The sequence below is a fragment of the Methylobacterium mesophilicum genome (assembly GCF_022179445.1).
Lineage (GTDB): Bacteria > Pseudomonadota > Alphaproteobacteria > Rhizobiales > Beijerinckiaceae > Methylobacterium > Methylobacterium mesophilicum.
In genome coordinates this window covers 193073-206511 of the sequence record NZ_BPQU01000003.1, presented here as the reverse complement: position 1 = coordinate 206511, position 13439 = coordinate 193073, and the positions used below count along the sequence as shown (strand labels likewise).

Genomic DNA, 13439 nt, shown 5'->3' with positions numbered 1-13439 from the left:
GCTCTAGACCGATGCCGGTTCATCGGGGGATTCGACCATGATCGTCTACGGCAGCAGCCTCTCGCCCTTCGTGCGCAAAGTGCTCGTGGCACTGGCCGAGAAGGGTGTCCGGTACCAGCACCGGCCGGTGGCGCCGCAATCGGACGATGCCGCATTCCGGGCAGCGAGCCCGATGGGCAAGATCCCCGCAATCGAGCATGACGGCTTTCGGCTGGCCGATTCGAGCGCGATCCTCGATCATCTCGAGCGCCTCACCCCGCAGCCCGCGCTGATCCCGGCCGATGCGCAGGGGGCCGCCCGCGCCCGCTGGTTCGACAAGTTCGGCGAGGTCGAGCTTGATCGGAAGCTCTCAGTCGTGTTCGCGGAGCGCTTCCTGAAGCCGCGGGTGCTCAAGGTTCCCGGTGACGACGCGCTGGCGCAGCAGGCGCTCGACACGGATCTGCCGCCCCTGTTCGACTACCTCGAATCGCAGATCACAGGGCCGTTCCTGGTGGGCGACAGCTTCGGGATCGCCGACATCGCGGTCGCGGCGCCGTTCCACAATCTCCGACTCGCCAAGGTTCAGGTGGATTCCGCGCGCTGGCCGAAGCTCGCCGGCTGGGTCGCGCTGACGCTCGACCGGCCGTCCTTCGTGACGGCGATCACCGCGCCGGCCTGGTGAGACGACAGGGGCACGATCACGGAGCAGTGACCGTGACGCGGTCGGCGCACCGGCGATCGGCCCTATCTGCCATGCAGGGGCCGACGGATCGATATCCGGTCATCGCGTCCCCGATGGAGTTGTAATGATCGTCTACGGTACCGGTTACTCGCCTTACGTCCGCAAGGTCCTGGTCTCGCTCGCCGAGAAGAACGTGCCCTACGAGCACAGGCCGGTGATGTTCCACGCGCCCGATTCGGATTTCCAGGCGGCCAGCCCGTTGGGGAAGATCCCGGCGATCGAGGATGGCGGGTTCAAGCTCGCGGATTCCTCGGCGATCCTCTGGTATCTCGAGCGCAAGCACCCGACCCCGGCCCTGGTGCCGTCCGACCCGCAGGTTCTCGGCCGCGCGGTCTGGTTCGACAAGTTCGGCGATACCGAGCTGTTCGGGAAGCTGATCGTGCCGTTCGTCGAGCGGATCCTGAAGCCCAACATGATGGGCAAGCCCACCGACGAGGCCGCCGTCACGAAGGCGCTCGACGCGGATCTGCCGCCGCTGTTCGATTATCTGGAGCGGCAGATCTCGGGCCCCTACCTCGCGGGTGACGCCTTCAGCATCGCCGACATCTCGATCGCCACGGGCTTCTACAACTTCCACGTGGCCGAGGCACACATCGATGCCGGCCGCTGGCCCAAGCTCTCGGCTTATATCGCCGAGACCCTGGCGCGCCCGTCGTTCAAGACCGCGCAGGACGCGAAGAAGGGCTGAGGAAAGCCGGCGGCGGTGTCAGAGCAGGGCTCTAATGCCGCCGCCGGATCGAACCGACGGTCTGGAGCTGGCTCTGCGCCTCGGCCCGGTCGTCCTCGTTGGCCGCCGCCCAGTTCTTGTCGTAGAGGGCCACGATCCAGTCGTCCTTGCGGCCCTCCGCGCCCTCGCGGGCGAGCGACAGCCACATCAGGCCCTTCACGCGCTGGACCGGCACGCCGCCCAACCCGTTCATCAGCATGTCGCCGAGCAGAGCCTGCGCCGGGTGGTGCCCCTTCTCGGCCGCCAGGTTGAACCAGCGCGCCGCCTGCCGGGGATCCGTCTCCACGCCGGTGCCGTCGAGGTAGAGCCGGGCGAGGTTGTACTGCGCGTTCGGCTCGCCGTAATACGAGGCCGCGTAGTTGAACATGTCGTAGGCGCGCTCGGGGTTCGGGCGCACGTAGGTACCCTTGATCCCCTCAAGGAAGTAGGTGCCGAGCGCCGTGAACGCGCTGCCGGTGACCGCCGAGTTCTGCGGATCGGGGCCGTCGTCGGTGCTAGCGTCGGCGATCCGGGAAAAGAACTCGAACGCCTTCAGGTCGTCATGGGGCACGCCGTCGCCCTCGGCGTACATCCGGCCGAGCTTCCACAGGGCCAGGGCATGGCCCTGCCCGGCGGCGTATTCGAGGGCGCGGGCGGCGCCCTGCTTGTCGCCAGCATTGTACTCGCGGACGCCGGCGCGCAGCGCGTCCTTGGCCGACCTGTAGCTCTTGTCCGCCACCGGTACCTGGACCGGCGCGCGGACGCTGGCATCGAGCGCCCGCGGCGCCTCCGTGGGCAGGGCGAGCAGGATCAGGACGCCGGCCGACGCCGCGATCCTGGCGATCAGGCGGGACCGACCGGGATCGGCCCCGGCCGGCGCCCTGCGCCGGCTGAGGTCAGTCCTAGACGTCCGCATAGCTCTCCAGCTCCTTGGCGCCGCCCGGATGGGTGACGGCGCCGTACAGCGCCGGGCCGACGCCCTGCGCGTATTTCCACAGATACCCGGAGGTCGCCGTGTTGGTCCTGGGCGCCCAGGCCTTGCGGCGCTCGGCGAAGTCCTGGTCCGACAGGGCGACGCTGAGCGTGCCCTGGATCGCGTCGAGGGTGATGATGTCGCCGTCGCGGATCAGGCCGATCGGCCCGCCGACCGCCGCCTCGGGGCCGACATGGCCGACGCAGAAGCCGCGGGTCGCGCCGGAGAAGCGCCCGTCCGTGATCAGCGCGACCTTGTCGCCCATCCCCTGCCCGTAGAGGGCCGCTGTGGTGGACAGCATCTCGCGCATGCCGGGGCCGCCGCGCGGCCCCTCGTAGCGGATGACGAGCACGTCGCCTTCCTTGTAGGTCCGCGACTGGACGGCCTCGAAGCAGGCCTCCTCGCCATCGAACACCCGGGCCGGGCCGGTGAAGACCTGTTTCTCGGCCGGCATGCCGGCGACCTTCACGATCGCGCCCTCGGGGGCGAGGTTGCCCTTAAGGCCGACGACGCCGCCGGTCGGGGTGATCGGCCGGTTGGCCGGGTAGACCACGTCCTGGTCCGGGTTCCAGGTCACCCGGTCCATGTTCTCCGCGATAGTCCGGCCGGTGACCGTCAGGCAGTCGCCGTGCATGAAGCCGTGGTCGAGGAGGGTCTTCATCAGCAGCGGGATGCCGCCGACCTCGAACATGTCCTTGGCGACGTAGCGCCCGCCGGGCTTCAGGTCGGCGATGTAGGGCGTGCGCCGGAAGATTTCGGCGACGTCGAACAGCGTGAACTCGATGCCGCATTCATGGGCGATCGCCGGCAGGTGCAGGGCCGCGTTAGTCGAGCCGCCAGAGGCGGCGACGACGGTGGCGGCGTTCTCGAGCGCCTTGCGGGTGACGATGTCGCGCGGGCGGATCTGCTTGGCCAGCAGCTCCATCACCTTCTCGCCGGCGGTGGCGCAGAACTTGTCCCGGATCTCGTAGGGCGCCGGGGCGCCGGCCGAGTAGGGGAGCGCTAAACCGATCGCCTCGGAGACGGTCGCCATGGTGTTGGCGGTGAACTGCGCGCCGCAGGCCCCGGCCGAGGGGCAGGCGACCTGCTCCAGCTCGTCGAGGTCTTCCAGGCTCATGTCGCCGACCGCGACCTTGCCCACAGCCTCGAAGAGATCCTGGACGGTGACGGGCTTGCCGCGGAACGAGCCGGGCAGGATCGAGCCGCCGTAGATGAAGATCGACGGCACGTTGAGGCGCACCATCGCCATCATCATGCCGGGCAGCGACTTGTCGCAGCCGGCGAGGCCGACCAGGGCGTCGTAGGCGTGGCCGCGCATGGTCAGCTCGACCGAGTCGGCGATGACCTCACGCGACGGCAGCGAGGCGCGCATGCCGCCATGGCCCATGGCGATGCCGTCGGTGACCGTGATGGTGCAGAACTCGCGCGGGGTGCCGTGGGCGGCGGCGACGCCCTTCTTCACTGCCTGCGCCTGGCGCATCAGCGAGATGTTGCAGGGGGCGGCCTCGTTCCAGCAGGAGGCGACACCCACCAGCGGCTGGTGGATCTGCTCCCGGGTCAGTCCCATCGCGTAGAGATAGGAGCGATGCGGGGCCCGGTCCGGCCCCTCCGTGACGTGACGGCTGGGCAGCTTCGACTTGTCGTTCAACCGCGTGTCCATCAACCCGAACCAAGCCTTCGCGCCGCCAGTCCCGAGGGTGCAGGAAGCCGCGGCGCGTCGCCGTTCGCGATGCGCCGGATGGGCCGTCCGCGTGCTCGGGAAAACCTCGTTTCGAAACGGTAAATCGTTGTCGAACTTGCCGTTTACCGCGGATGGTGAGGTGGGCCCGGACTATGGCGGGATCGCGGCGTTTGCGGGCAGGTCTCGGGGCGGACCCGGGTTCGTTTTACGGTGTTGCGACCCCGCCACAGCCACGCTTGGGGTCCATTGCCGGCACGAGATTAGGTTAAGGATAATCCTTCGGTCACCTGCCCCACCGGATAAGGCTCAATCGACACGGGTTCTAAGGCTCAGTGCCGCGCCGTATCACCGGCACCGTGCCACCAACCACCCGCCGCCGTCATCTCCGGACCGCAGACATGGCCCTTGAACTGCTATCCGCATGACTGAACCGATACCCCGTTCGGCGCAGAGCACGAAACACGTGCCCCCGTTCAGCCGCGGCCCGGCTCCGGCAAGGCGGCCGACGCGGCACCGGTTTCCAGAGCACGGTCGCTCTCGTCCTTGAGGGTCACGCCGCTGAGGCCAAGGGTCAGCGCGCGGGCGAGCAGCCAGTGCAGCTTGAACGCCGCCTTCTCGTGGGTGAGGCCGGCCGTTCGCACGTTCGAGATGCAGTTGCGCTCCGCATCCGAGCGGCCGATTTTTGGATTCAATGTCAGGTAGATGCCAAGGCTGTCGGGGGAGGACAGGCCCGGCCGCTCGCCGATCAGCACCGCCACCGCCCGGGCCTTCAGGGTCTGGCCGACCGCGTCGCCGAGCGCCACGCGCGCTTGCCGGGCGATCACCACCGGCGCGAGGCGCCAGCCGGCCTTCTCGGCCAGGGGCTTGAACGCCCTGAGCAACGGCGCCGCATTCTCGTGGACGGCCCGGGCCGAGAGCCCGTCCGCCACCACGACGGCGAGATCGGCGGTATCCGCCGCGGCTTCGAGCGTCAGCAGGTCGTCCGGATCGAGCCGTCGGCCGAGATCGGGGCGGCGCAGGTAGGTCGCCCGGTCCGGGGCCTGCGAAGCCACGGCAAGCGTGGCGAGGCCGAGTTCCGCGATGGATGCGGCCAGCGCCTCCGCATCCATCGGCGCGTGCACGGCGTCCCGGGCCTGGGCATGGTCGAGGCCGAAGCGCAGCACCTCCCGGGTCGGCAGGCCGCTGCCGGCGCGGCCGAGCCCGATCCGGGCCGGCGTCAGCCCGGCGAGCCTGGCCCAGATCTCCCGCGAGTCGCTCACGCGGCGAGGTCCGGCGCGGCGGTGAGGAGCGGCGCGCCCGATCCCGGCAGCAGGGCGCCGGCCCCGTCGGTCAGCCCGATGCCGTGCAGCCAGGCCTCGAATTCGGGGGCGCGCTTCAAGCCCAGCACCTCGCGGAGGTAGAGGGAATCGTGGAACGACGTGGATTGGTAGTTCAGCATCACGTCGTCGGCCCCCGGGACGCCCATGATGTAGGTGCAGCCGGCCGCGCCGAGCAGCGTCAGCAGCGTGTCCATGTCGTCCTGATCGGCCTCGGCGTGGTTGGTGTAGCAGACGTCGACGCCGAGCGGCACGCCCATGAGCTTGCCGCAGAAATGGTCCTCCAGCCCGGCCCGGATGATCTCCTTGCCGTCGTAGAGATATTCGGGCCCGATGAAGCCCACGACGGTGTTGACCAGGAGCGGCCGGAACGGCCGGGCGACCGCGTAGGCCCGGGCCTCCAGGGTCTGCTGGTCGATGCCGTGATGGGCATCGGCCGAAAGCGCGGAGCCCTGCCCGGTCTCGAAATACATGCAGTTGTCGCCGAGCGGGCCGCGCTTGAGGGCGAGCGCGGCCTCGTGGGCCTCCTTGAGCAAAGCGAGCGTCACCCCGAAGCCGGCATTGGCCTTCTCGGTCCCGGCGATCGACTGGAACACGAGGTCGACCGGCAGGCCGCGCTCCATGGCGGCGAGCGTGGTGGTGACGTGGGTGAGCACACAGGCCTGGGTGGGAATCGCGTGCTTCCGGATCACCCCGTCGAGGAGGTGGAGCAGGTCGCCGAGCGCCTGGACCGAATCCGAGGCCGGGTTGATGCCGATTACGGCGTCGCCGCAGCCGAGGGTGAGCCCGTCGAGGATCGCTGCGGTGATCCCCTTCGGATCGTCGGTCGGATGATTGGGCTGCAGCCGTACCGCCAGCGTGCCCGGCAGCCCGATCGTGTTGCGGAACCGGGTGACCACCCGGGCCTTGCGCGCCACGGAAATGAGGTCCTGGTTGCGCATGATCTTCGAGACCGCAGCGGCGATCTCCGGCGTTACGCCCGGTGCGATCCGGGTCAGGACCGCCGGGGTGGCGGTCAGCAGGAACTCGCGGAAATCGCCGACCGTGAGGTGGGCGATCTCCCGGAAGGCGGCGGCATCGTGCGTGTCGAGGATCAGCCGGGTGACGTCGTCCTGCTCGTACGGGATCAGCGGCCGGGCCAGGATCTCGGAGAGCGGCACCTCCGCGAGGCACCAGCGCGCCGCCGCATTCTCCTCGGCGGATTCGGCCGCGACCCCGGCGAGCCGGTCGCCGGAGCGGACAGGCGTCGCCTTGGCCATCAGGGTGGCGAGGTCACCGAAGACGTGGGTGCGCGGGCCGACGACGTGGCGGTAGGCCATGCGGTTTCACCCCGTCCTTGCTTTCCGAGGATCACAGGATAGCGTGATCCGATGCTTCTGTCCGTTCAGGCCGCACCGGCATTCGGTGCGGGGACCTCTGTGGAGATGGCATCGACGGTGCGCGGCATCGGGCTGCCCTGCCCGTCCGTGCGCTGGATCCGGACCTGCTGGTTGACCGGCTGCATGTTGCCGAACGGCGTCGAGAAGGCGATCTCGGCGGCGTCGCGCCCGACGCCGATGCGCACCAGCCCGTCGAGATCCGCCTGACGGGTCGCGTCGAACAGCCACCAGCGCCCGTCGAGATAGGCTTCGAACACCGCATGGAAATCGCTCGGCACGAGGCCGTGCGCATAGCAGCTCACGAACCGGGCCGGGATCCCGAGCGCCCGGCAGAACGCCGTGCCGATATGCGCGAAGTCGCGGCAGACGCCGGCCCGCTTCAGGAGCGACTCGTCGGCCGTGGTCTCGCCGTCGCTCGTGCCGGGCTGGTAGGTGATGTGGTCGTGGATCCAGTTGCAGATCTCGTTGACCCGGCTGTGGCCCTTGGGCAGCGCGCCGAACTCGGCCTGCGCGTAGGGCGTCAGCCGATCGGAGGAGACGAACCGGCTCGGCAGCAGGAACGGCAGGATGTCGAGCGGCAGTTCGCCGATCGGGGTCTCGCTGATGGTCGCCGGGTCGGCCCGGTGGACGGTCAGATCGACCTCCGCATTATACTCCAGGGCGAACTGGCCCATCGGCACGTTGACGCCGAGATAGCGGTTCAGAAGGTCGGGCGTGGTGTAGAGATCGCGCTTCAGGTTCGGCGTGAGCACCAGGCTCTCGCTGAGGATCTCGACGCTTCTCAGCTTGGCCACCTCCAAATTGAAGATGAAGGTCGTGTCCGAGAGAATATTGTACGACAGGCTGCAGCCGAGGGTATAGCGCATCGGATCTCCTTGCCGGGCGACGAGATGATCGCTGTCCAAGCAAGGTGCGCGCCTTATCGGCGGTTCCGGCTCAGGAGACCGATCTTTCTGCGGCGCGCGGCAGCAACAGGACGGTGAGCGAGCGCACGCCCTGCGCGCCGTGGATCAGCACGCCCTCGATGTCGGCGGTGGCCGAAGGTCCCGTATGCAGCACCGCGTAGGCGGAGCGGCCGAATTCCGGTCGCTTGTAGGCCTCCTGCACGTTGGGGAGGATGTCGGCGGGATCGAGCAGCACGATCAGGTGCTGGGCCAGGTAGGCGACGGCGTTCACGATCAGCTCGCCCTCCGTGAACAACACCGAGCCGGTCTCGGCGATGCCGAACACGGCGCGCACCACCGCCACGTCGACGTCCTCGACCTCCTGCGGGTACCGCACCGCCCGAAGGTCGCGGTTGCCGTCGATCTCAGGGACCGCGGAGGCGATCACCTTCGATTCCGCCAGCCGCCCGCGCACGCCCGCCAGCGGGTCGCCGGTGCGACCGTCCTCGATCCGGCCGCCCATGCGCTTCAGCCGGTCGCCGAACTCCTCGATCAGATCGTCGCCGACCAGCGGCGTGAAGTCCGGGACGCTCGGCAGCGGATAATCGCCCGCCGGACGGTTCGCCTTAAGCGCCGCCAGGATGTCCGCGCGCGCGCTCATCGGGCCGTGTCCTTCGCAGCGGTCTCCTTGGCAGCGGTGTTTTTGACCGCCTTCTGCATCCGGTTCTGCTTGTACCAGGCGTGGAAGGTCTGGCGCGGCGCATCCGGCATCTCGCGCTTCTTCCCCCAGGTGTTGAGCGGGTTGTAGACGGCGAAGCGCGGCAGCACCTTCAGCGCCGAATCCGCGGCGCCGATCGCTGCCCGATAGGCGGCGGGCCGAGACAGGACCGCACCTGCGGCCTTCATCATTCCCTGCTTGAGCGCCGGGATGTGATGCTCCTCGACCAGGACCTTGCGCCAGGCGAAGATCTGCTCGTGGATGTTGATCTTGACCGGGCAGACGTTGGTGCAGGAGCCGTTCATCGTCGAGGAGAACGGCAGGGTCGAGTATTTCCGCTTGTTGAAGGTCGGGTCGATGATCAACCCGATCGGGCCCGAATAGGTCGCCCCGTAGGAGAGGCCGCCCGAACGCCGGTAGACCGGACAGGTGTTCATGCAGGCGCCGCAGCGGATGCACTTCAGCGAGGTCCAGAACTCCTCCAGCCCGAGCCGGGCCGAGCGGCCGTTATCGACCAGCACCATGTGCATCTCGGTGCCCTTGCGGGGTCCGCGGAAATGCGAAGTATACTGGGTGATCGGCGAGCCGAGCGCCGAGCGCGACAGCAGCCGGATGAACACCCCGAGATGCTCGACCTTGGGGATGATCTTCTCGATGCCGATCGAGTGGATCTGCAGCGGCGGGACGTTGCCGGACAAGTCGGCATTGCCCTCGTTGGTGCAGGTGACGACGGTGCCGGTCTCCGCGATGGCGAAGTTGCAGCCGGTCATGCCGGCATCGGCCTTCAGAATGTAGGGCCGTGTCGTCTCGCGCTGGCTTTCGGCGAGGTAATGGGCGTCGTCGTTGTCCGGGTCGGTGCCGAGCGTCTTGGCGAAGACTTCCGCCACGTCCATCCGGGTCTTGTGGACCGCGGGCGCCACGATGTGGCTCGGCTCCTCGTTGTCGAGCTGCTGGATGCGCTCGCCCAGATCGGTCTCGATGATCTCGATGCCGTTGGCCGCCATGTGGTGGCGGAAGCCGCATTCCTCGGTGAGCATCGACTTCGACTTCACCAGGGTCTTGGCACCGCGGCTGCGCAGGATCTCCAGGACGATGCGGTTGTGGTCGGCGCCGTCCGCGGCCCAGTGGACCTGCACGCCGTTGGCCTTCGCGGCGGCCTCGAACTGCTCGAGATACTGGTCGAGATGGGTGAGCGTGTGCGCCTTGATGGCGGAGGCGAGTTCGCGCAGCTCCTCCCATTCCGGGATGCCGTGGGCCGAGGTATCGCGCTTCTTGCGCAGGTCCCACAGGCGCTCGTCGTGGGCGGCCTGGTGGAGCGGCGCGGCGAGGAAGCGCTCGGCGGCTTCGGCCTGGTCGATCGGCCGGTCGCCCCGGATCTTGGCGCCGCGCGGCTGCTTCTCGCGGGTCTGCGGCGCGCGGATCGGCTTGGTCGCGGCCTCCGCGTGCTGGAGGCGGCCGCCATCCTGGCCGCGCTCGCTCTCGTCGTCGTCGGCGCGGACTTCCGGATGGATGATGCCCTCGCGGGCGCGCGGGTTCAGATCCTCGACGCTCATGCGGCGGCTCCGTTCAGCACTTGCGCGATGTGGATATAGCGGAGCGGCAGGCCGAGGCGCTCGGCGCAGCCCTTCTGGTGCATCAGGCACGAGGAATCGGCCGAGACCACGTACTGCGCCCCGGCCCGGTTCTGGTCGGCGACCTTGTCGTAGCCCATCTTGGCCGAGACCGCGGGCTCGAAAACCGAGAAGGTGCCGCCGAAGCCGCAGCACTCGTCCGGCCGGGCGAGGTCGACCAGCTCGACGCCCTTCACGAGGCGAAGGAGGTCGAGGGGCTTCGAGAAGTACGGCTTCACGATCTCGGACGGCCGCGCATGGTGGATGCCGCGTAGCGCGTTGCAATTGCCGTGATAGGCGACCTTGTGCGGGAACTCGGCCCAGGGCAGCGCCTCGATCTTCAGCACGTCGTGTAGGAACTCCACGAGTTCGTAGGTGCTGGCCCGGACCTTCTTGACCTCGTCCGTCTGCGGGATCGCAGTGAGGTGCTCGCGGACCTGGTGCACGCAGGACCCGGAGGGCGCCACCACGTAGTCGAAATCCGAGAAATTCTTTACGAACAGGGCCTCGGTGGCGGCGGCCTCGGCGTGGCAGCCGGTGTTGGCCATGGGCTGGCCGCAGCAGGTCTGGTCGAACGGGTATTCCACCGTACAACCGACCCGCTCCAGCAATTCCAGCGTGGCGATCCCGACTTCCGGCTCGAAAGCGTCGACGTAGCACGGCACGAACAGGCCGACCCGCATGGTCCGGAACCTCCCTGGATCGCCCGCTCCCTTGAACTGGAACGGGTCTAGAATACCAAGTGAGGTCTACCGGATGAGGTTGGTTTTGGCGAGGTCGAGAACTGCGTCACCGCGCCCATCCATCACGGCCCGCAGCACGTAGAGGCTGAAGCCCTTCACCTGCTGCCCATCGATCTTGGGCGGCATTGAGAGCTCGTTGCGGGCGGTTCGCACATCGAGCAGCGAGGGGCCGTCGAAGGCCAGGAACTCGCGCATGGCGCCCGGCAGCTCGGCCGGGTCCTCGACCCGCAGGGCGAAGATGCCGGCGGCCCGCGACATCGCGGCGAAGTCCGGATTGTCGAGCGCGACGCCGGTCTCGAGGTAACCCGCCGCCTTCATCTCCAGCTCAACGAAGCCGAGGGTGCCGTTGTTGAACACCACGACTTTCAGCGGTAGCCGATGCTGGCGGAGCGTTAGGAAATCGCCCATCAGCATGGCGAACCCACCGTCGCCGCAGAGCGCGATCACCTGCCGGTTCGGCTCCGCGGCCTGGGCGCCGATCCCATGCGACAAGGCGTTGGCCATCGAGCCGTGGACCCAGGAGCCGAGAAGGCGCCGTTTGCCGTTCATCGCCAGGTAGCGCGCCGCCCAGATCGTCGGGGTGCCGACGTCGGCGGTGAAGATCGCGTCGTCCGCGGCCGCCTCGCTGATCGTCTTCGCCAGATATTGCGGATGGAGCGGGCCGCCGGGCTTGGCCGTAGCGAGGTCGTCGAGGCCGGCGCGGGCCTTGGCGTAGTGCTTCAGGCTGGCATCCAGGAACGACCGGTCGGCCTTCGGCTTCAGGCGCGGCAGCAGGGCGCGGATCGTCGCGCCGACATCGCCCACGAGCCCGTGCTCGATGCGGCAGCGGCGGCCGAGTTCGGAGGGGCGCAGGTCGACCTGGGCGATCTTCGCGTCCTGCGGGTAGAATTGCTTGTACGGGAACCCGGTGCCCAGCATCAGCAGGGTGTCGCACGCCATCATGGCGGCGTAGCCGGACGAGAACCCGATCAGTCCGGTCATGCCGACATCGTAGCGGTTGTCGAATTCGACATACTCCTTGCCGCCGAGCGCGTGCACGACCGGGCTCTTGAGCGCCTCGGCGAGTTGCAACAGTTCGGAATGGGCGCCGGCGCAGCCGCGTCCGCACAGCAGCGTCACGCGCTTGCCGGCGTTGAGCAGGGCCGCCAGCGCATCGAGTTCGGCATCCGCCGGGCGTACGACAGGCTTGGCCGGGATAAGCCCGGCCCGGGTGGCCGGCGCGCGCTTGGGCGCATCGCGCAGCGCCACATCGCCCGGGATGACGATGACGGCGACGCCCCCCTCCCCGACCGCGGCGCGGATCGCGTTCTCGAGCACGAACGGCATCTGCGACGGGTCGGAGATCAGCTCGCAATAATGGCTGCACTCGCGGAACAGCTCGGTCGGGCGGGTCTCCTGGAAATAGCCCGAGCCGATCTCGGCCGACGGGATCTGCGCGGCGATCGCCAGGACCGGGGTCCGGCTCCGGTGCGCGTCGTAGAGCCCGTTGATCAGGTGCAGGTTGCCGGGGCCGCACGAACCCGCGCACACGGCGAGCTTGCCGGTGACCTGCGCCTCGGCGCTCGCCGCGAAGGCCGCCGCCTCCTCGTGGCGGGTGTGGATCCAGTCGATCTTTCCCCGCGCGCGCAGCGCCTCGGTGATGCCGTTCAGGCTGTCGCCGACAACGCCGTAGATTCGCGCGACGCCGGCCTCCTGAAGGGTCTCGGCAATCAGGTCGGCGACGTTCTCGATGCGCATGGTTCAAGCTCCGCATTTTCGGAGCCGAACTGTGCGGCCGGCGGTGATGTTCCGCCGCTCTCGGCCCGATGCTGCATCGCACACATGTCCGATGCAGCAGTCAAGGCGGCAGAACCGGAGATTTCGGAGTCTAACCCCGAATGTTCGCGCCCGGGTTTCGGAGAAAATACTATCCCCGTCGAACGATCAGGGGCGGACCGCGTCCACGTCGCGGGCGATCACGGCGAACAGGTCGCCGAGGCCCGCGAGGCTTGCGGCCTGTAGCTGGGCCGCCGGCACCACCGAGCCGTCGGGCGCCGGCAAATCGCGCGTCGCGGTCGCCGAGGCGACCACGGTGGGATGGAAGCCGAGGTTGAAGGCGGAACGCGCCGTCGAGTTGACGCACATGTGGGTCATGAAGCCGGCCAGGATGAGGTCGGTGACGCCTGCCCGCTTGAGCCGATCCTCCAGATCCGTGCCCACGAAGGAGCTCGGGAAGGCTTTGGTGATCACGGCCTCCCCGCCCTGTGGCGCGACCTCCGGTGAGATCTGTCCGATCTCCGCGGTGATGTCGTAGGGCGAGCCGGGGCCGGCATTGTGCTGGATGTGGAAGACCGGCACGCCGGATTCCCGGGCCCGCTTGAGAAGGATCGCGGCCTCCGCGACGGCCGGCTCGACGCCGGACAGGCGCATCACGCCCTCGCGATACGTGTTCTGGATGTCGATGAGGACAAGCGCGGCCTTCTTCAGGCTGGCGGGCTCGGGGCTGAGGCCGGAGAGGCCGCGTAGGGTCTTGAGATCGCTCACCCGTGTCTCCCGATGCGCGCGTGATCGATCCGCCGGAGTGGTCCCGATCGGGCCACGGCTGGAGCCGCGGCGGACCTTCCGAGGATCGACTCTGTTCCTGCCTGTTTCGCCGTCTACGAGGCCACGGCTCGCCGTGAGTCGCAATGCCGCGTCGGCGCCTGCGCTGACTCTCGGGGCGCCCGGAT

The 13439-nt window shown here is 68.6% G+C and carries 12 protein-coding genes; 2 read left to right on the top strand and 10 right to left on the bottom strand.

Features of this window, described 5'->3' with window-relative positions; translation table 11 throughout:
* Nucleotides 1–37: 37 nt before the first annotated feature.
* A complete protein-coding gene (locus MFF40_RS05445; protein WP_147855979.1) occupies nt 38–661 on the top strand; it encodes a glutathione S-transferase family protein in 624 nt (207 codons plus the stop codon).
* A 124-nt stretch (nt 662–785) separates the two neighbouring features.
* Nucleotides 786–1409, top strand: a complete 624-nt coding sequence (locus MFF40_RS05440; RefSeq protein WP_147855980.1) for a glutathione S-transferase family protein — start codon at nt 786–788, stop codon at nt 1407–1409.
* Between the two features lie 31 nt (nt 1410–1440).
* On the opposite strand, the gene MFF40_RS05435 is transcribed toward MFF40_RS05440, so the two are convergent.
* The 10 genes from MFF40_RS05435 to MFF40_RS05390 form a co-directional block, all read right to left on the bottom strand.
* Complete coding sequence (locus MFF40_RS05435; RefSeq protein WP_147855981.1) at nt 1441–2343, bottom strand: tetratricopeptide repeat protein; 903 nt, start codon at nt 2341–2343, stop codon at nt 1441–1443.
* Nucleotides 2330–4060: a dihydroxy-acid dehydratase gene (gene ilvD / locus MFF40_RS05430; protein ID WP_147855982.1), complete on the bottom strand. Its 1731-nt coding sequence runs from the start codon at nt 4058–4060 to the stop codon at nt 2330–2332. The genes MFF40_RS05435 and ilvD overlap by 14 nt, the downstream gene beginning before the upstream one ends.
* 494 nt (nt 4061–4554) lie before the next feature.
* Nucleotides 4555–5340: an ethanolamine ammonia-lyase subunit EutC gene (gene eutC, locus MFF40_RS05425; protein ID WP_238259866.1), complete on the bottom strand. Its 786-nt coding sequence runs from the start codon at nt 5338–5340 to the stop codon at nt 4555–4557.
* Nucleotides 5337–6716 (bottom strand): ethanolamine ammonia-lyase subunit EutB, encoded by a 1380-nt coding sequence (locus MFF40_RS05420; protein ID WP_147854379.1) that lies wholly within the window; start codon nt 6714–6716, stop codon nt 5337–5339. Before MFF40_RS05420 ends, eutC begins: the two co-directional genes overlap by 4 nt.
* Before the next feature lie 65 nt (nt 6717–6781).
* A complete protein-coding gene (locus MFF40_RS05415) occupies nt 6782–7642 on the bottom strand; it encodes a transglutaminase-like domain-containing protein (protein ID WP_147854378.1) in 861 nt (286 codons plus the stop codon).
* Between the two features lie 70 nt (nt 7643–7712).
* Nucleotides 7713–8321, bottom strand: a complete 609-nt coding sequence (locus tag MFF40_RS05410; protein WP_147854377.1) for a LutC/YkgG family protein — start codon at nt 8319–8321, stop codon at nt 7713–7715.
* Nucleotides 8318–9931, bottom strand: a complete 1614-nt coding sequence (locus tag MFF40_RS05405) for a lactate utilization protein B (protein ID WP_147854376.1) — start codon at nt 9929–9931, stop codon at nt 8318–8320. Before MFF40_RS05405 ends, MFF40_RS05410 begins: the two co-directional genes overlap by 4 nt.
* On the bottom strand, nt 9928–10671 hold the full coding sequence (locus MFF40_RS05400; protein ID WP_147854375.1) for a (Fe-S)-binding protein: 744 nt from the start codon (nt 10669–10671) through the stop codon (nt 9928–9930). Before MFF40_RS05400 ends, MFF40_RS05405 begins: the two co-directional genes overlap by 4 nt.
* A 66-nt stretch (nt 10672–10737) precedes the next feature.
* The gene (poxB, locus tag MFF40_RS05395) at nt 10738–12468 is read right to left on the bottom strand and encodes a ubiquinone-dependent pyruvate dehydrogenase (protein WP_238259865.1); all 1731 of its coding nucleotides are present in this window, start codon (nt 12466–12468) and stop codon (nt 10738–10740) included.
* A 186-nt stretch (nt 12469–12654) separates the two neighbouring features.
* On the bottom strand, nt 12655–13254 hold the full coding sequence (locus MFF40_RS05390) for a cysteine hydrolase family protein (protein ID WP_147854373.1): 600 nt from the start codon (nt 13252–13254) through the stop codon (nt 12655–12657).
* Nucleotides 13255–13439: the final 185 nt, after the last annotated feature.